The organism is Acuticoccus sp., assembly GCF_965213555.1.
GTDB lineage: Bacteria > Pseudomonadota > Alphaproteobacteria > Rhizobiales > Amorphaceae > Acuticoccus.
Map to the genome: position 1 here is coordinate 2,839,879 of NZ_OZ243890.1, position 22,413 is coordinate 2,862,291.

Sequence of the window (22,413 nt, forward strand, 5' to 3'; positions counted from 1 at the left end):
CGATCCGTCGCTCAGGCGGCGGCTGCGACCCGGTTGAGCGCGCACTGGGACCACAGCGAGCCGAGCGCGTCGGCGAGGCGGTCGATGTCCGCGTCCGTGTGCAGCGGCGAAGGCGTGATGCGCAGTCGCTCGGTGCCCCGCGCCACGGTCGGATAGTTGATCGGCTGGACGTAGATCCCGTGGTGGTCGAGCAGGTGGTCGGAGATCCACTTGCATTTGACGGGATCCTTCACCATCACCGGCACGATGTGGCTCGGGTTGTCCATGTGCGGGATGCCGAGCGCATCGAGCCGCGCCCTCACCGCGCGGACGCGGTTCTGGTGCCGCGCCCGCTCCGCCTGGCTGACCTTGAGGTGCGCGATGGACGTCTTCGCGCCCGCAGCGACCGCCGGGGGCAGGGCGGTGGTGAAGATGAAGCCGGACGCGAACGAGCGCACGAAGTCGCATAGTGCCGCCGAGGCTGCGATGTAGCCGCCCATCACGCCGAACGCCTTGCCGAGCGTGCCCTCGATCACGGTGAGGCGGTCCATCAGCCCCTCACGCTCGGCGATGCCGCCGCCGCGCGGGCCGTAGAGCCCCACCGCGTGCACCTCGTCGAGGTAGGTCATCGCGCCGTGCTTGTCGGCGACGTCGCAGATCTCGGCGATGGGGGCGATGTCGCCGTCCATGGAGTAGACGCTCTCGAAGGCGACGAGCTTGGGCACGGACGGGTCGAGGGCCGACAGCTTGGCGTCGAGGTCCTCCGGGTCGTTGTGCCGCCACAGCACCTTTCGCGCGCGGGAGTGCCGGATGCCCTCGATCATCGAGGCGTGGTTCATCGAGTCCGACAGGACGACGCAGTCCGGCAGGCGCGAGGCCAGCGTCCCGAGCGCCGCCCAGTTCGACACGTAACCGGAGGTGAAGAGGAGCGCCGCCTCCTTGCGGTGCAGGTCGGCGAGCTCGTGCTCCAGCTCCACGTGGAAGTGGTTGGTGCCGGAGATGTTGCGCGTCCCGCCGGCGCCCGCGCCGCACTTGTCGAGCGCGTCGTGCATGGCGGCGAGGACGTCGGGGTGCTGGCCCATGCCGAGGTAGTCGTTGGAACACCACACCGTGACGTCGCGCACGCCGGCCCGGCCGTGATGCGATGCGCGGGGGAAGGCACCGCGCTGGCGCTCGAGGTCGGCGAACACGCGGTAACGACCCTCGGTGTGCAGACCCTCGAGCTCGGTCCTGAAGAAGCCTTCGTAGTCCATGCCTCGCCTCCCGCTTTCGCCGGTTCTCATCGCTATGCCAGGGTGTCGGCGGCCCGCTTCAGGCCGCCATGTGATGTCATCCGACGCGAGGCGAAGCCCCAGCGCCACAATGCCGTCGCCTCGAACGGCGCGACCATGAAGAGGTGCTCCACCACCGCGAGGAGGAGGAGCGTGCCCGTCAGCGTGCCGCCGACGACGACGAACGGGTCCTCGCTCGCCCACGTGCCGTGCAGCGTCGCCGCCGCGACGGCGACGGCCGCCGCCACAGACCACGGCAGCAGCGCGTTCATCCGCTGCCGCCGGAAGTACGTCTCCAGGTAGGCGAGGTGGTCGGGGAGGAAGCTCTCCGAAAGGTTGCGCACCCCGAGGTAGACGTTGAGCTTGGCGCTGAGCCGCATCACCCAGAGCGTCGCGAAGGTGGCGAGCCCGACCCAGTTCGCTCCGCCGAGGGTGAGCACCGCGACGAGGATGAGGGTCAGCGCCAGCGCGACCTCGTGGTAGATCACCGTCGCCGTCGCGGCCTTGAACCGGTCGACGCCCTCCGCCGCCGGCGGCGCGGGGATGGTTCGCGGGCCGGTGATGCGGCCCGTCAGGAACATCAGCTCGTGCCAGCCCCACACCGCGATGGCGCAGCCGAAGGCGAGGTAGGCCCCTCCTTGTGTCGCGACGTCGCGGGTGAGCGCCAGGCCGGCGAGCGCGCCGACGAGGAGGATCGTCGCGGCCACCGCCGTCCACGCGCCCGCACGACGCGGCAGCCCGTTCGCGAACAGGATCGCGAGGGTGGAGAACCACCACACGAACAGGGCCGTCGCCGCGGCGGTGGCGAGGACGAGCACGGCTACCAGACCGGCTCGAGGCGCACGCTGTCGGGCAGCGCGTTGGTCTTCGGGCGCATGAGGTAGAGCCGCGCGAACGTCGCGGCCGCCTGAGCGCCCAGCGCCACCTTGCGCGCCCGCCCGGCGAGCCCGCCCCGCTCCGAAGCCTCGGCCATCCCCTCGGAGATGACGCGTAGCCGCTCGAGCCCACGCCGGAAGGTCGGCGCGTCGATGTCGAGGAGCACCGGGAACACCTGGCGCGAGATCTCCCGCGTCAACGCGAACACCTTGTAGTCGTACTCCGTCGGGTCGATGCCGAGCGCCTTGTGGAAGGCGGGGCGCTGGTGGTCGCGCACGTACATCGTCGCGTAGACCGCGAGCTGGAAGAAGCGCACCCAGAGCTTGTTGAGGCCTGCGGTCGTGTGCGGGTTCGCCCGCATCAGCAGCGCGAACGCCTCGCCGTGGCGGAACTCGTCGTTGCACCACTCGCGGAACCACTTGAAGATCGGGTGGAAGCGGTTGTCCGGGTTCGCCTCGAGGTGACGGTAGATCGTGATGTAGCGCGCGTAGCCGATCTTCTCGGACAAGTACGTCGCGTAGTAGATGAACTTCGGCCGGAAGTAGGTGTACTTCTTCGTCTTCGTCAAAAAGCCGAGGTCGACGCCGATGTTGGCTTCCTTGAGCGCGTCGTTGATGAAGCCGGCGTGGCGGGCCTCGTCGCGGCTCATGTAGGTGAAGAGTTCCTTGATGTCGGCGTTGGTCCCGCGCTTCTTCATCTCCTTGTAGAGCACGCAGCCGGAGAACTCGGCGGTCAGCGAGGAGACGAGGAAGTCGATGAGCTCGCGACGGAGCTCAGGGTCCAGCGCGTCGAAGTCGATGGTGTCCCAGTCGGCGTTCTTCCTGAAGTGCCCACGGTTGGGGTCGGCCTTCATCTCCGCCAGCAGGACGTCCCACTCAGCCCGCACCGAGGAGACGTCGAGGCGGTCCATCTCCGCGAAGTCCGTCGTGTAGAACCGCGGGGAGAGCATCGTCGTCTCCTGCGCCGCGCGGGTGGTGTCGGAGACCTCGCGCTTGCCGCCAAGCGCGTCGTGACGGACCGGGGCATTCATGGCTTCGTCCTTTCCGAGAAGCTGAACTCGCACAGCTCCATGAACTCGGTGTCGCCCGTCAGGCGGGTCCAGAACCGCTCCACGGGGTGGGCGCGCGTCACGGTCGCCTCGCGGCGCAGGCGCGCGGTCTCGCCGTAGGGCACGCGGATGGGCTCGCCATGCACGGTGACCTCATCGCCCGGGCGGATCGCGATCTCACCGTCGAGGACCACGTGGGCCGCGAGGCTCTCGAACGTGTGCTCCACCTCGACCGTGCAGCCGACGTCGATCCGCTCGCGGGCGGCGAACAGGCGGGCGATCACAGCGCCGCTCCTTCGGTCGGCGTGCCGTCCATGATCGCAGCGAACGCGGCCATGTTGGTGGACCCGAACGCGCCGAGGTCGATGATGAGGCCGGTCGCCGGATCGGACAGCGTGATGTGCCCGTCAGCGAGGCGGTTGATCTCGAAGGCGCCGGCGGCGCCGGCCATGCCGAGCTTCATGCGCTCGCGGACGAGGGCGCGTAGGACGCCCCGCACGAAGCCGCCGGTGAGCGGCTCGACCACCGCATGGACCGAGCCGTCCGCCTCGTTGAGCGCGAGGACGCCGCCGTCCTCGCCGTCGACGAAGGCGAGGCGCACCGTCTCGACAACGGGTGCGAGCGGCATCGGCGCCGTCGGCACATCGTTGATGCGTGCGAGCGCCACCGACACGAAGGCGAACCCCACGAGCGTCGCGAGCGCCATCAGCGCGCGTGGCGAGGCGATGATGGGGTTGGACTTGGGGAACGGGTTCATGTGCGTCTCCCTTGAAGCGTCGACGAGCCTACGACGCCAGCACGGTGGAACCGGCGTTGACCGGCTCGGTGGCTCGCGCGTCCTCCGGCGCGACCGACCTCGCCGACTGGTGCGCGTGGATTGCGAGCGCGCGGGCGAGGAGGTTCGCGACGCGCTCTCCGTCGGGGACCGCGCGCAGCATCGGCTGAGGGTTCTTCAGCAGGAAGGGGCGCGCGTGCGGCCACAGCACAAGGTACGACACGCGTTCCTTCCCGGCAATCGTGAGCGGGATCTCGCCGCACCCGAAGAAGGACCGCTTGTAGGCCGCCGAGGCGATCCGCGTGTAGGGCAGGTTGAACGTCACCGTCAGCGCGACGCCGATGCGCATGACGACGCGCTGGTCGGTGATCGTGTAGACCGTCGCCCCCGCGGTGAGCGCGGCAAGGCCGGCAAGGATCGCGCACGCCACGACCGGTAGCAGGAGGAGCCACAGGGCGACGATGGCGGCCTCGGCATGGGTGCCGCCGTCGTGCAGGATGGTCGCCCAACGCCATGCGATCAGGACCAACGCGTAGGCGCACACCGCGCGCACGTGAAAGACCTCGATGGCGAGCGCCCGCCAGTCGGGTGAGCCCTGCCACAGCAGCCGCTCGCCGGCAGGCAGCGGCTCGGGCAGGCCGCGGATCGCCTCGACGTGGATGTCTTCGTTCACAGGAGGGGCTCCGCGCGCAGGGGGGTGGCGTACAGGGCGCCGCCGGCGAAGTAGGCGACGACGCGCTCCTCTTCGGCGAGGGTCACCTTCGAGGGATCGGACGGGTGCGGGATGTCGGCGAACTGCGCCGCGGTGATGGCGCCGACGTCGACGCGACCACGATGTCCCTTGACCACGCTGAAGCCGATGGGCATCAGCCGGCGCTGCGCCCACGCGCTGGGCTCGATGATGACCGGTTCGATGGTCTCCACCGCGACGGCGGCGACCACGGTGTCGCCCTGGGGCGTCGTCGCTGCCACGGCCACCTCGCGGTCGACCACCGCGACGGCGACCTCGGCTTCGGGCGCCGCGCGGTTGGACAGCTCGAGCTCGAGGTAGCGGATGAGCCCCTCGGACCGGTCCACCCAGATGTCCGTGACCGTGCCGGCGAAGCGCCCGTCGGCGCCGAACACCGGCATTCCGACCGGGTTCGGGTCCTCCTCGGCGATGAAGTGCTCGGTGGACACGCGCATGGGCACGATGCGGTTGTGGCCCTCCGACGTCTTCTCGGTGACGTCGACGCGCATGGCGTAGGACGCCGGGCCGACGCCATCGACGAGGGGATTGCCGGTGGGGATCAGCGGCATGCCGGGGGCGGGACGTGCCGTCACCTGGCTGATGTCACGGTCGTCCTTGCGCTCCTGAGGCGTGAAAACGAGGCCGTCGAACAGGGTGACGAAGCGCTTCTTCGGCGGCGTCGACAGCGACAGGTCGCCCTGCCGCGCCCGCCGCTCCAGCGGGTTGTCAGGCACCATGGGGAAACCCTCGCGCCGGCTCTCGCGCTGCAGGTAGAACACGAGGCCGAAGAAGAATATCCAGAACGCGTAGAGCACGACGAGCGCGACGTCGATGTGCTCGGTGATGGTGCCAGTAGGTTCCATGGGTGTCCTCCCTTCGGTCCCTTGAGGAGCCGGTTAGCTGGGAAGTTCGGCGAGGCCGAACGGCGTGCGAGGGGGCGCGGCGGGCTCGATGCGGTAGCGCACGAGCGGGCCGATGGCGACGAGGGTGACGAACAGGAGCGCGATCTCGATGTGGTAGACCACGCTGTAGGCGACCGACGGGTCGGCGAGCGCCTGGCCGAGCCGACCCGAGGCCGACAGCGTCCCCACCACGTCGCGCACCGCGCCGCCGACGGCGATGGCAAGTCCCGCGGCGGAGGCGTGCACCGCGCCCCAGGCGCCGAGCGCGAGGCCCGAGTGCGCGCCGTCGCCGAGCGCCATCGCCGCCGTCAGGGTGGAGACCACGAACAGGCCGCCGCCGAGGCCGATCAGCGCGACCCCCACCTGGAAGAGCGCTGGCACCGAGAGCGGCGCGGCGAAGGTGATGAGCGCGAACGCGCCGATGCCGACGAGCACGCCCCACGCGGCGAGGCGGTGCGGGTCGGCGGCGCGCCCCATCTGGCGCGCGGCGATGGCGAAGCCGGCGAGCGTACCCCCCGCCAGGAGCGCGGTGAGCTCGGTGGTGCGCCCGACGCTGAGGCCGAGGATCTCGCCGCCGTAGGGCTCGAGGAGCACGTCCTGCATGGAGAAGCCGGCGGTGCCGAGCGCGGTGGCGACGAGGAGCCGGGTCGCCGCACGGTCCGCGGTCAGCGCCGCCCAGGCGTCCGCGAAGCTCCGACGCGGACGGGTCGGGGCGGTGAGGTCCGGCCGGCGTGCCTCCTGCTTCCACAGGGCGAGGAGGTTGAGCGCCATGGTGGCGAGCGCCGCGCCCTGAATGACCTGGATCAGCTTGACGTTGGTGAAGTCCATGAGGAGGCGGCCGAACAGCAGCGCGCTCGCCACCATGCCGATGAGCAGCATGACGTAGAGCAGCGCCACGACCCGCGGCCGCGCCTCGCGCGGGGCGAGGTCGCAGGCGAGGGCGAGCCCCGCGGTCTGCGTCGTGTGAAGCCCCGCGCCGACCATGAGGAACGCGAGGGCCGCGCCCGCCTCGCCGGCCCAGGACGGACCGTTGCCGCCCTCCGACAAGAGGAGCAGCGCGAACGGCATGATGGCGAGGCCGCCGAACTGCAGCAGCGTGCCGAACCAGATGTAGGGGACGCGCCGCCAGCCGAGCAGCGAGCGGTGCTCGTCGGAGCGGAAGCCGATGAGCGCCCGCGCCGGGGCGAACAGGAGCGGCAGCGAGATCATCGCCGCGACGAGCGCGGTCGGCACGCTCATCTCGACGATCATCACGCGGTTGAGCGTGCCCGTCAGGAGCACGACCGCCATGCCGACCGACACCTGGAACAGCGACAGCCGCAGGAGCCGGCCGAGCGGCAAATCCGCCGTCGCCACGTCCGCGAACGGCAGGAGGCGCGGGCTGATCCGGCGGAAGTCGAGGAGCCGCAGGGTCATGCCGGCACGAGCTCCATCGCCTGCGAGGTGTAGAACCCCTTCGAGACGCGATGGGTGCGACCCACCCGCCAGCCGGCGAGCGCCGGCGCGCGGGCGATCTGCCGGCGCAGCGCGCGCTCGGCCACCGGTTCGATGGCGGGCGCACGGTCGCCGCGCGGGAAGAGGCGGCCGACCGAGTGCATGGCCGACAGGGCGAGCGTCGCCGGCGCGAAGGTGATGAGGATCGCGCGGCGCGTGCGCGGGGCGATCGCCGACAGCGCGGCGACCATGTCGGCGGTGCGGTAGTGGATGAGCGAGTCCATCGCGACGACGACGTCGAACTCGCCGAGCCCCTCCGCCAGCATGTCCCCCACGCGCCAGTCGATGGCGACGTCGCCGGGGCTGCGCTCGCGCGCGAGGCCAACGAGCTGCTCTGACAGGTCCGTGGCGACGACGTCCGCGCCGCGCCGCGCCGTCTCGACCGCGAGGGCGCCTGTGCCGCAGCCCGCATCGAGCAGCCGCGCGCCGGCGAGGTCGTCCGGCAGGTACGACAGCAGCGTCGCGCGCATCTCGTCCCGCCCCGCCCGCACGGTGGCGCGGATGCCCGACACCTTCGCGGTCGACGTCAGCTTGGCCCACGCATCGACCGCGGTGCGGTCGAAGTAGGTCTTCAGCTCGTCGCGCCGGTCGGCGTAGGTGGGGCTGAGACGCGCCATGGCCAGCCTCAATCGAACCCGAGGAAGTCGAAGATCGCGCGGTCCTTCATGGGCCTCGCCTGCAGCGGCTCGGTGCCGGCCCACATCTGCGCTGCAAGGCGCAGGTACTCGTTCTGCACCGCCTCGACCTCGGGCGTCGGCTCCATCTCGAACAGCGTGCGCTTCTTGAGGCGCGAGCGGCGGATCGCGTCGACGTCCTTGAAGTGGGCGAGGCGCTTGAGGCCCACCGCCTCGTTGAACCGGTCGATCTCGTCGGTGTCGGCGGAGCGGTTGGCGATCACCCCGCCGAGCCGCACGTCGTAGTTCTTCGACTTCGCCACGATCGCGGCCACGATGCGGTTCATCGCGAAGATCGAATCGAAGTCGTTGGCGGTGACGATGACCGCGCGCTCGGCGTGCTGCAGCGGCGAGGCGAAGCCGCCGCACACCACGTCGCCAAGGACGTCGAAGAGGACCACGTCGGTGTCCTCCAGGAGGTGGTGCTCCTTGAGGAGCTTCACCGTCTGGCCGACGACGTAGCCGCCGCAGCCGGTCCCCGCCGGCGGGCCGCCCGCCTCCACGCACATGACGCCGTTGTAGCCCTCGAACACGTAGTCCTCGGGCCGCAGCTCCTCGGAGTGGAAGTCGACGCCCTCCAGGACGTCGATGACCGTGGGGACCAGGCTCTTGGTGAGGGTGAAGGTCGAGTCGTGCTTGGGATCGCAGCCGATCTGCAGGACGCGCAGGCCGAGCTTGGAGAACGCCACCGACAGGTTGGACGAGGTCGTCGACTTGCCGATGCCGCCCTTGCCGTAGACCGCGAACACCTTCGCGGTCTCGATCTTGACCGTTGGGTCGAGCGCGACCTGCACGCTGCCCTCGCCGTCGCCCCGCCCGATGGGGTTGCGGATCGCGATGTTCATGCCGCCTCCTCGACGTCGGCGCCGACGCCTTCCAAAATGTCTTCAAGCTCGTCGCCGGCCTCGCGCAGCGCCTCGAGGGTCGCCTCGTCGGGCTGCCAGTAGTTGCGCTCGTGCGCCTCGATGAGCCGGTTCGCGAGCCGCGAGGACGCCGCCGGGTTCAGCTTGGCGAGCCGGGCGCGCATCTCGGCGTCGAGGACGTAGGTCTCCGACAGGCGGCGGTAGACCCAGGGCTCCACCTGCCCCGTGGTGGCCGACCAGCCGACCGTGTTCGTCACGTGCGCCTCGATCTGCCGCACGCCCTCGTAGCCGTGCTTGAGCATCGACTCGGCCCACTTGGGGTTCAGCGTGCGGGTGCGCGTCTCGAGCGCGACCTGCTCGGAGAGCGTGCGCACCTTGCCGCCACCGCGGGTCTGGTCGCCGATGTAGACCGGCACGCCCGCGCCGCGGCGGCGCGTCACCGCGCGCGAGATGCCGCCCAGCGTGTCGAAGTAGTGGTCGACCGTGGTGACGCCGAGCTCCACCGACTCGAGGTTCTGGTAGGCGAGGTCCACCTGGGCGAGGAGCCGGCCGAGGTGCTCGCCGTGCGGCGCCGCGTGGCCATCGCGCCCGTAGGCGAAGGACTTGCGCCGCGTGTAGGTCTCGGCGAGCTCGTCCCCGTCGCTCCAGGCGCCGGAGTCGATGAGCTGGTTGACGTTGGAGCCGTAGGCCCCGTCTGCGTTGGAGAACACGCGCAGCGCCGCGGTCTCCATGTCGACGCCGTCCGCCGCCTCAGCGAGGGCGTGCTTCCTGACGAAGTTCTCCTCCACCGGCTCGTCGGCGGTGGCGGCGAGCCAGCTCGCCTCGGCGAGGAGCCGCGTCTGGAGCGGCAGGAGGTCACGGAAGATGCCCGACAACGTCATCATGACATCGATGCGCGGGCGACCGAGCTCGGCGAGCGGGACGAGCGTCGCGCCGGCGAGGCGGCCGTAGCTGTCGAAGCGCGGCACCGCGCCGATGAGCGCCAGCGCCTGGCCGATGGCGCAGCCCTCGCTCTTCAGGTTGTCCGTGCCCCACAGCACGAACGCGATGGTCTCGGGCAGCCCGCCGCCGTCCGCGGCGTGGCGCGCGAGCACCCGTTCGGCCTGGGCACGGCCGTCGGCGAGGGCGAAGGCGCTCGGGATGCGGTAGGGGTCGAAGCCGTGGATGTTGCGGCCGGTCGGCAGGATGTCCGGCGTGCGCACCAGGTCGCCGCCCGCGACCGGCGCGATGTAGCCGCCGTCGAGGGCGCGGACGATCGCCGGCAGCTCGTGGTCCTGCGCGAGGAGCCGGTCCGCTGCGAGCAGCGCGTCGGCAAGGTCGCCCGGCAGGCCGGACGGCTCGCCGGCGAGGAGCGCGGCGATCGCCTCCGCCGCCGGCCGCTCGCCGACCTTCGCCTCGGCCATGGCAGCGAGGAGGTCGGCGCGCGCCTCCGCCGGCATCGGCGCACCGACGACGTGCAGCCCGTCCGGCACCAGCGTCGTCTCGAGCTCGGTGACGCGGCGCGCCAGGCGGTCGACGTCAGCCTCGGCATCGGCCCACGCGGGCTCGGCTGCGGTGAGGTCGAGCTGTGCGGCCTGCGCCTGGATGAGCGCGGCAAGGTCGTCCCGGCCGAGGGCGCCGGTGGCGCCGGCGCGCCAGCGGTCGAGGGAGGCCTTGAGGTCGATGAGCCCGCGGTAGAGCCCGGCCTGCGTCACCGGAGGGGTCAGGTGGCTGACGAGCGTCGCCGCGGCGCGCCGCTTGGCGATCAGCCCCTCCGACGGGTTGTTCGCCGCGTAAAGGTTGATGTTCGGCAGGTCGCCGATGAGCCGGTCCGGCCAGCACTCCGCCGACAGACCCGCCTGCTTGCCCGGCATGAACTCCAGCGCGCCGTGCGTGCCGAAGTGCAGGACGGCATGGGCGCCGAGGTCCTCGCGCAGCCAGCGGTAGAACGCGCTGAACGCGTGGGTCGGCGCGAAGCCCCGCTCGAACAGCAGGCGCATGGGGTCGCCCTCGTAGCCGAAGGCGGGCTGCAGGCCGACGAACACGTTGCCGAAGCGAGCGCCGAGCACGAACAGCGAGCGCCCGTCGGTCCCGACGCGCCCCGGCGCCGGACCCCACTGCGCCTCGATCTCGGCAAGGTGCGGCTCGCGGCGCACGTGGTCCGCTGCGGAGATGCGCGCGGCGACGTTGGCCTCGGCGCCGGCGAGCGCCGCGTTGCCCTCCAGCACCGTGCTGCGCAGCGCGTCGACGCTCGCCGGCGGCGTCACGTCGTAGCCCTCCACGGCGAGCCGCTGCAGCGTGTTGTACAGCGACTCCCAGACGCCGAGGTAGGCCGCGGTCCCCGCTGCGCCGGAGTTCGGCGGGAAGGCGAACAGCACGATGGCGATGCGCCGCTCCGCCCGCGGGGTCTGGCGCAGCGTGACCATCCTCGCGATCCGGTCGGCGAGGCGCGCGGCGCGCTCGGGGTGGGACTGCATCGCGCGCTGCGCCGGATCCTCGGCCGAGCGGCCGCCGAAGATGATGGGCGCCGTCGCCCCGTCGAGCTCGGGGAGGGCGACCATCATGGTCGCCTCCATCGGGAGCAGCCCCGCCGGGGACGCCTCCCACGCCTCCATCGTCTGGAACTCTAGGGGCTGGGCTACGGTGTAGGGCACGTCGAGGCGCGACAGCAGCGCCTCGGCCGCCGCCGCGTTGTTGTAGGCCGGCCCGCCGACGAGGGAGAAGCCGGTGAGCGACACCACCGCGTCGACGCTCGCCCGGCCGTCGGCGCCGACGAAGTAGCGCTCCACCGCCTCGCGCGCATCGAGCCCGCTTGCGAACACCGGCACGACGGAGAAGCCGCGCGCCTCGAACGCATCGATCACGCCGTCGTAGTGCGCCGTGTCGCCCGCGAGCACGTAGGCGCGCATGACGATGAGGCCGACGGTGCCGCGCGTGCCGCGCCGCGGGAGGTCGGCGAGCCGCTCGGACATGCGCGCCGGCAGGCTCGGGTGGTAGACGCCGACCTCCGGGTACTCCGCCGGCGGACGCGCCTCCATGGACCGCGCCAGCCCCTCGCGCACGCCGCCAGCGTAGCGGCCGACGAGGAAGCGCACCAGCTCGGCGACGTTCTCGTTGCTCGAGGCGAGCCAGTACTGCATGGCGACGAAGTAGGCGCGCACGTCCTGCGCGGTGCCCGGGATGTACTTCAGGATCTTGGGCAGCCGGCGCAGCATCTTCATCTGGCTGGCGCCGGAGCTCTTCGCCGCGGACTTGCCGCCGCGCAGCTTCTTCAGAAGGCCGACGACGCCCTTCGCCTCGCCGCCCATGGCGAAGCGCCCCATGCGGGTGAGGCGCATGACCTCGCCCGCCGACATCAGGCACACCATGGCGTCGCAGTGCGCCGCGCGCGCCTGAAGGTCGGGCAGCACCGCCTTGATGTGGTCGTCCATGAACAGCATCGACGCGACGACGATGTCGGCGGAGGCGATCGCCTCGCGGCAGTCGGCCAGCGTCTGCGGCTCGCCGTGCCACGTGCTCGCGGCGTGGAGCGTCAGCGTGAGGCCCGGCAGCTCCGGCGCGAGGCGCTCGGCCGCGCGCTCGACGACGCCCGCCAGGTGGCTGTCGAGCGTGACGATGGCGACCCGCACCGGGGTCGCGTCAGCGGCCGAAGTGGGCTTTCGCATCGTACAGAGTCTCCAGGGAGATGGCGGCGAGGCCCCGTTGCGCGGCGTAGGCCTCCGCGTTCCGGCGCGCCTTCCCGCGCACGAAGAACGGGATCTTCTTCAGCTCGCGTTCCGCCTCGCCGTCCCAGCAGATGGGCTCGTCGCCGGACGGCTCGGCCGGTGCGGCGGCAGCCGGTGCCTCGGCGGTGAGGTGCGAGGGGCCGGCGGCATCGGAGAACTCGAAGTCCTCGCGGAACATGGCGAGAAGGTGCTCCTCGAGCCCCATGGTGAGGGGATGCACGAAGGTGTCGAAGAGGACGTTGGCCCCCTCGAACCCCATCACCGGGGAGCGGCGGGCTGGGAAGTCCTGCACGTGGACGGGCGCGGAGATCACCGCGCACGGGATCGCGAGGCGCTTGGCGATGTGGCGCTCCATCTGCGTGCCGAGCACGAGCTCGGGGGCGAGGCGGGCGATCGCCTCCTCCACCTCGAGGTAGTCGTCGGTGACGAGGGCCTCCGCGCCGTGCCGCTCGGCGGCGGCGCGCACGTCGCGGCCGAAGGCGCGGTCGTAGGTGCCCACGGCGACGACGGTGAAGCCGAGCTCGTCGGCGCACACCCGCGCGGCAGCCACCGCGTGGGTCGCATCGCCGAACACGAAGACGCGCTTGCCCGTCAGGTACGTGGAGTCCACCGAGCGCGACCACCACGGCAGCCGCGAACCCGCCTCGGCGGGCGCGGGGTCGACGCCCGCGAGGCGTGCCACCTCCGCGACGAACTCGCGCGTCGCGCCGACGCCGATGGGGACGACCGTCGTGCGGGGCTGCTTGAACGTACGCTCCAGCCAGCGCGCCGTGGTGTCGGCGACCTCGGGGTAGAGCACGACGTTGAAGTCCGCCGCCGGCAGCCGCACGAGGTCGGACGGGCGCGCGCCCAGCGGCGCTGCGACGTTGACCGCGATGCCGAGCCGGTCGAGGAGCGCCGTGACCTCGGCGACGTCGTCGCGGTGGCGGAAGCCGAGCGCCGTCGCGCCGAGGATGTTGCACGTGGGCCTCGCCCGGGGCGCCTCGGCGGTGGCAGGGTCGGCGAGGGCGCGGGCCAAGCGGTAGAAGGTCTCCGACGCGCCGAAGTTCTCCTTCTTCTGGTAGGAGGGCAGCTCCAGCGGCACCACGGGGATCGGCAGCCGCAGCGCCGCGGCGAGGCCGGCCGGGTCGTCCTGGATGAGCTCGGCCGTGCACGAGGCGCCGACGATCATCGCCTCGGGCCGGAAGCGCTCGTAGGCCTCGCGGCACGCGGTCTGGAACAGCTCGGCGGTGTCGGCGCCGAGGTCGCGCGCCTGGAACGTCGTGTAGGTGACGGGCGGACGGTGGTCGCGCCGCTCGATCATGGTGAACAGGAGATCGGCGTAGGTGTCGCCTTGGGGCGCGTGCAGGACGTAGTGCAGCCCCTCCATGCCCGTCGCGACGCGCATGGCGCCGACGTGCGGCGGGCCCTCGTAGGTCCACACGGTGAGCTTCACTCCGCCGCCTCCCTGAAGGGGGCCGCGGCGAGGGGGGCGAGGCGGCGCTCGCGCTCCAGCGGGCGGGCGAACAGCTCGGCAAGGTCGGCGGCCTGCTCGTAGCCGTGGATCGGCGAGAACACGAGCTCGATGGCCCACTTGGTGCGGATCCCCTCCGCCTCCAGCGGGTTGGCGAGGCCGAGGCCGCACACCGCAAGGTCGGGCCGCGCGGCGCGGCACCGGTCGAGCTGGCGGTCGACGTCCTGCCCCTCCGACAGCGCCGTCCCCTCCGGCAGGAGCGCGAGCTCCTCGGCCAGGTGCTCGCGGTGCAGGTACGGCGTCCCCACCTCGACCGGGCGCATGCCGAGCTCGCGGGCGAGGAACCGCGCCAGCGGCGGCTCGAGCTGCGAGTCGGGGAAGAAGAAGATCGAGCGGCCCTCCAGCGCCGGCCGCATGCGGGCGAGCGCCGCCTCCGCCCGCGCCTTCGCGGGGGCGATGGCCGCCTCGCACGCCGCGTCCGCGACGCCCATCGCTGCGGCCGCGGCGCGGAGCCACAGCGTCGTGCCCTCCGCGCCGAACGGGAAGGGGGCTGCGATGCGGCTGGCGCCACGGTCCGCGAGCGCCGCCGCGGTGTCGCGCAGGAACGGCTGGGCGAGGAGGACGCGCGTCTTCGGCCCGACCGCGGGCATGTCGCCCGAGCGGCGCGCCGGCAGGAAGGCGACGCGCGCCATCCCCATGGCTGCGAACAGGCGGGCGAACTGGTCCTCCACCACGTCGGGCAGCGCGCCGACGACGAGGAGCGAGGCCTCGTCCGCGGCCGGCAGCGTGCGCGCGAGCGCCGCGAGGCAGGCGTCCTCGCCCTCGGTGAACGTCGTCTCGATGCCGCTGCCGGAATAATTCAGCACGCGCAGCGCCGGCGCGTGGACCGCGTCGAGCCGCGCCGCAGCCCGTGACAGGTCGAGCTTGATGACCTCCGAGGGGCAGGATCCGACGAGGAACAAAAGCCTGATGTCGGGCCGCCGCGCGACGAGCCGCTCGACGACGCGGTCGAGCTCGTCGTCGACGTCGGCCATGCCTGCGAGGTCGCGCTCCTCGATGATCGCGGTGCCGAAGCGAGGCTCGGCGAAGATCATGACGCCCGCGGCGGACTGCAGGAGGTGGGCGCAGGTGCGCGAGCCGACCACGAGGAAGAACGCGTCCTGGATCTTGCGGTGCATCCAGACGATGCCGGTGAGGCCGCAGAACACCTCGCGCTGGCCCCTCTCGCGCAGCACGGGCGCGGCGGTGCAGCCCGGGGCGCTCATGCTGCCCCCGCGGCGAGCTGCGGCGCGGACAGCCGCGCCGCCCGCAATTTCAGAACGAACTGCGCGGCGTTGACGACGTAGGCGGCGTAGGCGGCGAGGGCGAGCCACATCTGCCCGGTCGTGTCGAGCCGTCCGGTGACGAGCGCGGCGACGTAGCCCAGATGCAGGGCGATCACCAGCATCGACACCGCGTCCTCCCAAAAGAACGCCGGGGCGAACAGGTACTGCCCGAACACGACCTTCTCCCAGATCGCCCCGGTGACCATGATCGTGAGGAGCACGGCGGTCTTCAGGATGATCGACGCGGTCGCGGCGACCTCCCCCTCGCCGGTGGCGAGGACGCGCACGACGAGGACGAGGCTGACCAGGAACACGGCGAACTGCAGCGGCGCGAGGATGCCCTGCACGACCGTCCACACCGTGGCGTCGCGACGGACACGCTCCTCGGCGCTGTAAAGCGCTGGGGCAGCACGAGCCCTCCGGGGGCGCCCCGGCCGCTCCGTCACAGGATGAGTTTCCTAGAAATGCTCGTCATATCGCGATGCTACGGCCCCGGTCGGCTGGGTGTCAACGCGCCTTGACGTAAAACTTGGTTGACAGTTAGGTGGGGTCAGTGGTGCTCCGGTTGGAAAGCCCTGGCATGCGGAATGTTGCTCGACATGGCTCGTCAACATCGTCGTTCGGTTGTACGCTCGCTGAAAAATCAGGGGCTGCGGGGGACACCATGGCGGGTACGACGGGTCTTCAAGTCAGCGATCGGCCGCAGCAGCTGAACCTCGTCGGCAGGAGCGTCCGTCGCTCCCCGGGCGACGAGCTCGACCGGCCGGCGCGGCTCGATCACTTCGCGGCGCTCACCCAGACCATCGAGGGCGAGATCATCCCCCGCCTCCTGATGGTCCACTCGCGCGACGCGACCGCCCTACATCGCCCCACCTGCCCTCGGCCCATCCTGCCGGAAGACGTCGCCGCGTTCGCCGACCTCGTCATCGCGCGCGGGCCGCAGGACTGCATCGTGTGGACCGAGCTCGTGCGCCAGCAGGGCGCCGAACTGGAGGTGATCTTCCTCGACCTGTTCGCCGCGACCGCCCGCCGCCTCGGCGAGATGTGGACGCAGGACGTGCGCTCCTTCGCGGACGTCACCATCGGGCTGGGCACCCTGCAGCAGGTGTTCCGCCACTTCAGCCCGGCGTTCGACCGGGTCGACTGCGGCCCGCGTCCGCGGCGCGCCTTCCTGGTGCCCTCGCCGGGCGAGCAGCACACCTTCGGATTGTTCCTGGTGGAGGCGTTCCTGCACCGCGCTGGCTGGCATGTGGACGCGCTCCCCACGTACGATGCGGGCGAGGTCTCAGCCTACCTGAAGTCGAACCCGGTCGACCTCGTCGGCGTGTCCGCGAGCTGCGAGCGCTTCCTCGAGGGAACGCGACGCGCGGTGGCGTTGGTGCGACGGGAGACCGCCGACCGGCCGGTGACCATCCTCGCCGGCGGGAAGCCGTTCAACACGATCCCGGCAAGGGTTGGAGAGGTCGGCGCGGACGCCTCCGCGGTGGACGCCCACGAGGCCGTCCACGTGGCCGAGCAGCTTGTGCCGCTCGTGCGGGGCGACGCGTCGTACCGCCGGATCAATTGACCGTCGGCCAATCCGTCACCACGGGGTCAGCGTCAGGACCCGCGCTTGGCCGCTTCCACACGGCGAACCCGCTCCCATCGATCGAGGTGCGCGAGGCGATGGCGGCCATCGCCAAGGCCGCCGACATCGCCCTCGTGGTGGACAGCGATGGTGTCGTCGTCGACCTCGCGGTGAACGCGTCGGAACTGTTGAAGGCGCCGGTGCTCAGTTGGATCGGCCGTGCGTTCGACAGCACCGTCACCGTGGAGAGCCGCGAGAAGGTCGACGCGTTGCTCGCCGACACCTTCGAGGGGCTCCGCCGCTGGCGCCACGTCAACCACCCGAACGGCGAGGCGAGCGACATCCCCGTCGAGTACGCGTTGATCCACCTCGGCGACGACGGCGCGAAGATCCTAGCAGGCCGCGAGCTGTCGGGGCTCGCGAGCCTGCAGCAGCGCCTCGTCCTCGCCCAGCAGTCCATGGAACGCGAGTACGCGCGGGTGCGCGGCACGGAGGCGCGCTACCGGCTGCTGTTCCACCAGATCGCCGAGGCGGTGATCATCGCAGACGCGGCGAGCGAGCGCGTGATCGAGGCGAACCCTGCCGCCGTCCGGCTGTTCGACCTGACCCCTGCGGAGGTCGGGAGCGCCTCGCTCACCGGGCTCTTCTCGGAGGAGGCTCGGACCAAGGTGCGCGACCTCCTGTCCGAGGTACGAGCGACGGGCACGGGGGAGGAGGTCGCCGGGACCACCGCGAGCGGGCGGCCGGTGGCCCTCCACGCCGCACTGTTCACGCAGGCGACCAAGTCGTTCCTGCTGCTGCGCGTCGTTCCGGAGGGTGCGGGCGGGTCCGAACCCAGCCCGAGGCTGGCCGAGATCATCGACCGCATGCCCGAGGGCTTCGTCATCTGCGACGCGGACGGCAGGGTGCTGTCGGCCAACGCCGCGTTCGTCGAGCTGACGCAGCACGGCAGCGTCGTGCAGCTGCGCGGCGAGCCGGTGTCGCGCTGGCTGGGACGCACCGGGATCGATGCTGGCCTCCTGTTCGGCGCGCTTCGCGAGGAGGACGCGGTGCGCAACTTCGCCACCGTGCTGCGCGGCGAGCTTGGCGCCTCGGAGGACGTCGAGGTCGCAGCGGTGGCCGTTCGCGAACCCCAGGGGGGCGAGGTCTACGCGCTGTCGGTCCGCACGGTACGCCCGCAACCCTGGGGATCCTCCGCGGGGCTGGAGCGATCCGTCCAACAGCTCACCGAGCTCGTCGGGCGCGTGCCGCTGAAGGACCTCGTGCGCGACGCGACGGACCTCATCGAGCGCCTGTGCATCGAGGCGGCGCTACGGCTGACGGAGAACAACCGCGCCTCCGCCGCCGAGGTGCTCGGGCTGTCGCGCCAGAGCCTGTACAACAAGATGCGGCGTTACGAGCTCGGGGCGCTCGACCTCGATGGCGAGGGCTGACGCGCAGCACGCTTGTCGGTCACGTGTCCATTTGCTTTGTCATGATCACTGTCAAACTTGATTGACGGTGGCGGGGTCCCGTCGTAGCCTTCCGGCCATGTCCCAGCCCGCGGCCGCCGACGCCCTCGAGCTCCTGAAGCCGATCACCTGGTTCGCGCCGATGTGGGCGTTCGGGTGCGGCGTGATCTCGGCGGGCGCACCGTTCGAGGTCGAGCGCGTGCCGGCCCTCGCCGTCGGCGTCCTCGTCGCTGGACCCTTGGTGTGTGGCACGAGCCAGGCGGTGAACGACTGGTTCGACCGCCACGTCGACGCGATCAACGAGCCGCATCGGCCGATCCCGTCGGGCCGCATCCCGGGGCGATGGGGGCTGTACATCGCGCTCGCGTGGACGGCCGTCTCGCTGATGGCCGCGACGCTCCTTGGCCCGGTGGGCTTTGCAGCGGCGGTGTTCGCCGTCGTCATGGCGTGGGCCTACAGCGCCCCTCCGACCCGGCTGAAGCGGAACGGCTGGTGGGGCAACTCCGCCGTCGCCATCTGTTACGAGGGCGTGCCCTGGTTCACCGGTGCCACGGTGGCCGTGGCCGCGATGCCCGACGCGCGCATCGTGCTCGTGGCGCTGCTCTACTCCGTCGGCGCGCACGGCATCATGACGCTCAACGACTTCAAGTCGGTGCGCGGGGACACGGCGATGGGGCTGCGCTCGCTGCCGGTCCAGCTCGGCGTCGAGCGGGCGGCGCGACTTGCGTGCTGGGTCATGGCGCTGCCGCAGGTCGCGGTCGTCGCGCTGCTCCTGTCGTGGGGCCGGCCGGTCTACGCCATCGTCGTGACGGGGCTCCTCGCGGCGCAGTTCGCGCTGATGGTGCGCCTCCTGCGCGCGCCGGCCGAGCGCGCCGCCTGGTACAACGCCACGGGGACCATGCTCTACGTGCTCGGCATGCTCGCCACCGCCTTCTGCCTGAGGGGGCTCGTGCAGTGACAGATCGTCCGCTCAGCTACCTCGGCATCGTCCGCCTCGGGCTGGTGCAGACCGGCCTCGGCGCCATCGTCGTGCTGACGACGTCGACGATGAACCGCGTGATGGTGGTGGAGTACGCGCTGCCGGCGATGCTGCCGGGCGCGCTCGTCGCCTTCCACTACGCGCTGCAGGCGCTGCGGCCGCGCTTCGGGCACGGCTCTGACGTCGCGCGCCGCCGCACGCCGTGGGTGGTCGGTGGCATGGCGACGCTCGCGGCAGGCGGCGTCCTCGCCGCGGTGGCGACGGCGTGGATGGCCTCGGCCCCCGCCGCCGGCATCGCCCTCGCGGTCGCCGCCTTCACCCTGATCGGCGCCGGCGTCGGCGCGGCTGGAACGTCGCTGCTCGCGCTGCTTTCGGCCTCCGTCGCGCCGGTGCGGCGCGGCGCGGCGGCGACCATCGTGTGGTTGATGATGATCGCGGGCTTCGCCGTCACCGCCGGCATCGCCGGGGCGTTCCTCGACCCGTTCACGCCGCACCGCCTCGTCGCGGTCACCGCCGTGGTGTGCGCCGCGGCCCTCCTGTTGACCGCGGTCGGCGTCGTCGGCATCGAGCGCGGACGGGTCGATGCGCCAGCGCGCCCCGCAAGACGCCCCGCCTTCCGCGACGCGCTCGCCGAGGTCTGGCGGGACGACGAGGCGCGCCGGTTCGCCGTGTTCGTCTTCATGTCCATGCTCGCCTACAACCTGCAGGACCTCATCCTGGAGCCGTTCGGCGGCACCGTGTTCGCGATGACGCCGGGTGAGACGACGCAGCTCGCAGGGATGCAGCACGGCGGCGTCCTCCTCGGCATGCTCCTCGTGGCGGTGGGGGCGACGTGGATCGGCCGCGGCCGGTTCGGGTCGCTGAAGACGTGGACGGTGGGGGGCTGCATCGCCTCCGCCCTCGCCCTCGCGGGGCTGATGGCCGCCGGCCTCGCGCGGCCGACGCTGCCGCTCGAGCCGTTCGTCGTGGCCCTCGGGGTCGCCAACGGGGCCTTCGCCGTCGCCGCCATCGGCACCATGATGTCGCTCGCCGGCGCCGGCCGCGTCGCAGGGGAGGGGGTGCGGCTCGGCGTCTGGGGCGCCGCGCAAGCCTTCGCCTTCGGCCTCGGCGGCTTCCTCGGCACGGCGGCCATCGACCTCACGCGCTCGCTGTTCGCCGATCCCGCGGTCGCCTACGCCATCGTGTTCGGCGTGGAGGCGCTCGTCTTCCTGTGGGCCGCAAGGCTCGCCGTGCGCGTCGACGCCCCATCCCGGACGACGGCCGCGCCGAGCGCGGCGCGCGTCGCCGCTGCCTAGGTCAGGGCGGTGGAACCCCTCGTCGCCCTGGTCGTCGTGGAGGTGGCCATCCTCGTCTTCGCCGTTCGCGTGATGGCGAACGCCCTACCCCGTCCCCGCGAGCGCCGCGCGTCGGCGACCCAGCCGGAAGGAACGTCATGAGCGCCATCGAATCCTTCGACGTCGTCGTGGTCGGCGGCGGGCCGGCCGGGGCGACCGCCGCTGCCGACCTCGCCCGGTCCGGCGTCCACGTGTGCCTGATCGACCGGGCGGGGCGCATCAAGCCCTGCGGCGGCGCCATCCCGCCGCGGCTCGTCAAGGACTTCGACATCCCGCAGCACCTCCTCGTCGCCCACGTGAAGAGCGCGCGGATGGTGGCGCCGTCGGAGCTCTCCGTCGACATGCCCATCGACGGCGGCTACGTGGGCATGGTCGACCGTGAGGTGTTCGACGAGTGGCTGCGCGAGCGCGCGGCGCAGGCCGGCGCGGTGCGCCGCACCGGCACCTTCGAGGCGCTGGAGCGGGACGCGGACGGCACCACCGTCGTCTGGCGCGAGGGCGGCGACGAGCGGCGCGTGCGGGCGAGGGCGGTCATCGGCGCGGACGGCGCCCGCTCCAAGGTGGCGCGGGCGGCGCGCATCCCCGGCGCCGACAAGATCCCCTGCGTCTACGCCTACCACGAGATCGTCCGCTCGCCGGCGGGCGAGGCGAGCGGTGCCTTCGACGGGACGCGCTGCGACGTCTACTATCAGGGCAAGCTGTCGCCGGACTTCTACGCCTGGATCTTCCCCCACGGCGAGACGACCTCGGTGGGCGTCGGCTCGGCCAGGAAGGGCTTCTCCCTGCGCCGCTCCGTCGACCGCCTGCGAGCCTCCGCGGCGCTCGACGGCTGCGAGACGGTCCGCCGCGAGGGGGCGCCGATCCCGCTGAAGCCGCTCAAGCGCTGGGACGACGGGCGCGACGTCGTGCTCGCCGGGGACGCCGCCGGCGTCGTGGCGCCGGCGTCGGGCGAGGGCATCTACTACGCGATGTACACCGGGCGCGTCGCCGCCGAGGCCGTCGGAGCGTACCTCGCCACGGGCGACGCCAAGGCCCTCGCCACCGCCCGCCGCACGTTCCAGAAGGCGCACGGGCGCGTGTTCACCGTGCTCGGTCTGATGCAGTGGTTCTGGTACCGCAGCGACAGGTTCCGCGAGCGCTTCGTCCTCATCTGCCGTGACCCTGACGTGCAGCGCCTCACTTGGCAGGCGTACATGAACAAGGAGCTCGTCCGGCGCGACCCGATGGCCCACGTGCGCGTGTTCTTCAAGGACCTCGCCCACGTCTTCCGCCTGGCCGCTCCGCCGCGCGGCAGCGACGGCTGACGCCTCGCAAGCCACGTCACCTCGACCGGCGCCTGTCCCTCCGTACCATCCCCGAGCGGCGAGCGACGCTCGGGGTGGTACGGGCGACGCCGTGCGCCCTGTGTTCCCCGGTCCTGGCGTTCGGTCGCACTCTTGAACCTTCCCTCCCTTTTAGTCGTTATAAATCGAATGTTCAGGCCGGTTGCAGTATCCCGGCCGCGGACGAGGAGGGAGAACGACCATGAGCGACACAAAGGGTGTTTCCCGGCGCACGCTGATCGGTGGGACCGTCGCGGTGGCTGCCACCGCCGGTCTCGGCATCCGGGCACAGGCGCAGACCAAGATCCCGCCCGAGGCGGTGATGTACGTGCCCATTACCGCCAACAAGGAGCAGTTCTGCGCCAACTGTATCCACTGGCAGGCCGAGCATGTCGCCGAGTACAGCTCGCTCAACGAATCTGACCCCGAGATGGCCGAGTGCGCCATCGTGGCCGGCCAGGTGCACTCGACCGGCTGGTGCGGCGTCTGGGCCCCGGCTCCTTCCGCGAGCTGATGCCGGACGGCGCAACGGCAACGGTGCGCCACCTCGGGCGGCGAGTTTGCGTTTGACAGCTGCCGTGCATCCCCGGTCAAATGCGGCGCAGACGTCCACGGCGCGAGTCGATGGGTACGCAACGCCGCCGGCTCGAACGGCGGCCCCCCGGG

General features: G+C 71.8%; 20 protein-coding genes. 6 read left to right on the plus strand and 14 right to left on the minus strand.

The genetic code is table 11. The features are described from left to right. Positions 1 to 11: 11 nt before the first annotated feature. The 14 genes from hemA to bchF are packed head-to-tail and all read right to left on the minus strand — an operon-like array spanning position 12 to position 15,540. Positions 12 to 1,232: a 5-aminolevulinate synthase gene (gene hemA / locus ACOOE8_RS13410; RefSeq protein WP_420391948.1), complete on the minus strand. Its 1,221-nt coding sequence runs from the start codon at positions 1,230 to 1,232 to the stop codon at positions 12 to 14. Between the two features lie 32 nt (positions 1,233 to 1,264). Beyond that, positions 1,265 to 2,068, minus strand: coding sequence for a putative photosynthetic complex assembly protein PuhE (gene puhE, locus ACOOE8_RS13415; RefSeq protein ID WP_420391949.1), 804 nt, complete (start codon positions 2,066 to 2,068; stop codon positions 1,265 to 1,267). 2 nt (positions 2,069 to 2,070) lie between these two features. Next, positions 2,071 to 3,156 (minus strand): magnesium-protoporphyrin IX monomethyl ester (oxidative) cyclase, encoded by a 1,086-nt coding sequence (gene acsF, locus ACOOE8_RS13420; protein ID WP_420391950.1) that lies wholly within the window; start codon positions 3,154 to 3,156, stop codon positions 2,071 to 2,073. Next, positions 3,153 to 3,458: a hypothetical protein gene (locus ACOOE8_RS13425; RefSeq protein ID WP_420391951.1), complete on the minus strand. Its 306-nt coding sequence runs from the start codon at positions 3,456 to 3,458 to the stop codon at positions 3,153 to 3,155. Before ACOOE8_RS13425 ends, acsF begins: the two co-directional genes overlap by 4 nt. Next, positions 3,455 to 3,931: a photosynthetic complex assembly protein PuhC gene (puhC, locus tag ACOOE8_RS13430; protein ID WP_420391952.1), complete on the minus strand. Its 477-nt coding sequence runs from the start codon at positions 3,929 to 3,931 to the stop codon at positions 3,455 to 3,457. The genes ACOOE8_RS13425 and puhC overlap by 4 nt, the downstream gene beginning before the upstream one ends. Before the next feature lie 28 nt (positions 3,932 to 3,959). Further along, positions 3,960 to 4,622, minus strand: a complete 663-nt coding sequence (gene puhB, locus ACOOE8_RS13435) for a photosynthetic complex putative assembly protein PuhB (protein ID WP_420391953.1) — start codon at positions 4,620 to 4,622, stop codon at positions 3,960 to 3,962. Then, positions 4,619 to 5,542: a photosynthetic reaction center subunit H gene (gene puhA / locus ACOOE8_RS13440; RefSeq protein ID WP_420391954.1), complete on the minus strand. Its 924-nt coding sequence runs from the start codon at positions 5,540 to 5,542 to the stop codon at positions 4,619 to 4,621. Before puhA ends, puhB begins: the two co-directional genes overlap by 4 nt. A 33-nt stretch (positions 5,543 to 5,575) precedes the next feature. Beyond that, entirely contained in the window at positions 5,576 to 6,997 is a 1,422-nt protein-coding gene (locus tag ACOOE8_RS13445) for a BCD family MFS transporter (protein WP_420391955.1), read from the minus strand. Then, positions 6,994 to 7,692, minus strand: a complete 699-nt coding sequence (gene bchM, locus ACOOE8_RS13450; RefSeq protein ID WP_420391956.1) for a magnesium protoporphyrin IX methyltransferase — start codon at positions 7,690 to 7,692, stop codon at positions 6,994 to 6,996. The genes ACOOE8_RS13445 and bchM overlap by 4 nt, the downstream gene beginning before the upstream one ends. Before the next feature lie 8 nt (positions 7,693 to 7,700). Then, a complete protein-coding gene (bchL, locus tag ACOOE8_RS13455) occupies positions 7,701 to 8,594 on the minus strand; it encodes a ferredoxin:protochlorophyllide reductase (ATP-dependent) iron-sulfur ATP-binding protein (protein WP_420391957.1) in 894 nt (297 codons plus the stop codon). Continuing rightward, positions 8,591 to 12,256 (minus strand): magnesium chelatase subunit H, encoded by a 3,666-nt coding sequence (locus ACOOE8_RS13460; protein ID WP_420391958.1) that lies wholly within the window; start codon positions 12,254 to 12,256, stop codon positions 8,591 to 8,593. Before ACOOE8_RS13460 ends, bchL begins: the two co-directional genes overlap by 4 nt. Then, positions 12,231 to 13,751, minus strand: a complete 1,521-nt coding sequence (gene bchB / locus ACOOE8_RS13465; protein ID WP_420391959.1) for a ferredoxin:protochlorophyllide reductase (ATP-dependent) subunit B — start codon at positions 13,749 to 13,751, stop codon at positions 12,231 to 12,233. Before bchB ends, ACOOE8_RS13460 begins: the two co-directional genes overlap by 26 nt. Then, complete coding sequence (locus ACOOE8_RS13470) at positions 13,748 to 15,034, minus strand: ferredoxin:protochlorophyllide reductase (ATP-dependent) subunit N (protein ID WP_420391960.1); 1,287 nt, start codon at positions 15,032 to 15,034, stop codon at positions 13,748 to 13,750. Before ACOOE8_RS13470 ends, bchB begins: the two co-directional genes overlap by 4 nt. Beyond that, positions 15,031 to 15,540 carry a 2-vinyl bacteriochlorophyllide hydratase gene (gene bchF, locus ACOOE8_RS13475; protein ID WP_420391961.1) on the minus strand — a complete coding sequence of 170 codons (510 nt, stop codon included), beginning with the start codon at positions 15,538 to 15,540 and terminating at the stop codon, positions 15,031 to 15,033. The genes ACOOE8_RS13470 and bchF overlap by 4 nt, the downstream gene beginning before the upstream one ends. Positions 15,541 to 15,758: 218 nt before the next feature. On the opposite strand from bchF, the gene ACOOE8_RS13480 reads away from it, so the two are divergent. The 6 genes from ACOOE8_RS13480 (at position 15,759) to ACOOE8_RS13505 (ending at position 22,261) form a co-directional block, all read left to right on the plus strand. Next, the gene (locus tag ACOOE8_RS13480; RefSeq protein ID WP_420391962.1) at positions 15,759 to 16,661 is read left to right on the plus strand and encodes a cobalamin B12-binding domain-containing protein; all 903 of its coding nucleotides are present in this window, start codon (positions 15,759 to 15,761) and stop codon (positions 16,659 to 16,661) included. A gap of 98 nt (positions 16,662 to 16,759) precedes the next feature. Then, the gene (gene ppsR / locus ACOOE8_RS13485; protein WP_420391963.1) at positions 16,760 to 18,094 is read left to right on the plus strand and encodes a transcriptional regulator PpsR; all 1,335 of its coding nucleotides are present in this window, start codon (positions 16,760 to 16,762) and stop codon (positions 18,092 to 18,094) included. Positions 18,095 to 18,191: 97 nt separating this feature from the next. Beyond that, the gene (gene chlG / locus ACOOE8_RS13490; RefSeq protein ID WP_420391964.1) at positions 18,192 to 19,070 is read left to right on the plus strand and encodes a chlorophyll synthase ChlG; all 879 of its coding nucleotides are present in this window, start codon (positions 18,192 to 18,194) and stop codon (positions 19,068 to 19,070) included. Beyond that, on the plus strand, positions 19,067 to 20,386 hold the full coding sequence (locus ACOOE8_RS13495) for a BCD family MFS transporter (RefSeq protein WP_420391965.1): 1,320 nt from the start codon (positions 19,067 to 19,069) through the stop codon (positions 20,384 to 20,386). The genes chlG and ACOOE8_RS13495 overlap by 4 nt, the downstream gene beginning before the upstream one ends. 137 nt (positions 20,387 to 20,523) lie before the next feature. Continuing rightward, positions 20,524 to 21,729: a geranylgeranyl diphosphate reductase gene (locus ACOOE8_RS13500; RefSeq protein WP_420391966.1), complete on the plus strand. Its 1,206-nt coding sequence runs from the start codon at positions 20,524 to 20,526 to the stop codon at positions 21,727 to 21,729. Positions 21,730 to 21,949: 220 nt separating this feature from the next. Then, positions 21,950 to 22,261: a hypothetical protein gene (locus tag ACOOE8_RS13505; RefSeq protein WP_420391967.1), complete on the plus strand. Its 312-nt coding sequence runs from the start codon at positions 21,950 to 21,952 to the stop codon at positions 22,259 to 22,261. Positions 22,262 to 22,413: the final 152 nt, after the last annotated feature.

Bases quoted from the DNA above. Each gene is read 5' to 3' on its own strand.
- hemA (WP_420391948.1), bottom strand. From the start codon at position 1,232: ATGGACTACGAAGGCTTCTTCAGGACCGAGCTCGAGGGTCTGCACACC.
- acsF (WP_420391950.1), bottom strand. From the start codon at position 3,156: ATGAATGCCCCGGTCCGTCACGACGCGCTTGGCGGCAAGCGCGAGGTC.
- puhC (WP_420391952.1), bottom strand. From the start codon at position 3,931: ATGAACCCGTTCCCCAAGTCCAACCCCATCATCGCCTCGCCACGCGCG.
- puhA (WP_420391954.1), bottom strand. From the start codon at position 5,542: ATGGAACCTACTGGCACCATCACCGAGCACATCGACGTCGCGCTCGTC.
- ACOOE8_RS13445 (WP_420391955.1), bottom strand. From the start codon at position 6,997: ATGACCCTGCGGCTCCTCGACTTCCGCCGGATCAGCCCGCGCCTCCTG.
- bchM (WP_420391956.1), bottom strand. From the start codon at position 7,692: ATGGCGCGTCTCAGCCCCACCTACGCCGACCGGCGCGACGAGCTGAAG.
- bchL (WP_420391957.1), bottom strand. From the start codon at position 8,594: ATGAACATCGCGATCCGCAACCCCATCGGGCGGGGCGACGGCGAGGGC.
- ACOOE8_RS13460 (WP_420391958.1), bottom strand. From the start codon at position 12,256: ATGCGAAAGCCCACTTCGGCCGCTGACGCGACCCCGGTGCGGGTCGCC.
- ACOOE8_RS13470 (WP_420391960.1), bottom strand. From the start codon at position 15,034: ATGAGCGCCCCGGGCTGCACCGCCGCGCCCGTGCTGCGCGAGAGGGGC.
- ACOOE8_RS13480 (WP_420391962.1), top strand. From the start codon at position 15,759: ATGGCGGGTACGACGGGTCTTCAAGTCAGCGATCGGCCGCAGCAGCTG.
- ppsR (WP_420391963.1), top strand. From the start codon at position 16,760: ATGGCGGCCATCGCCAAGGCCGCCGACATCGCCCTCGTGGTGGACAGC.
- chlG (WP_420391964.1), top strand. From the start codon at position 18,192: ATGTCCCAGCCCGCGGCCGCCGACGCCCTCGAGCTCCTGAAGCCGATC.
- ACOOE8_RS13500 (WP_420391966.1), top strand. From the start codon at position 20,524: ATGAGCGCCATCGAATCCTTCGACGTCGTCGTGGTCGGCGGCGGGCCG.
- ACOOE8_RS13505 (WP_420391967.1), top strand. From the start codon at position 21,950: ATGAGCGACACAAAGGGTGTTTCCCGGCGCACGCTGATCGGTGGGACC.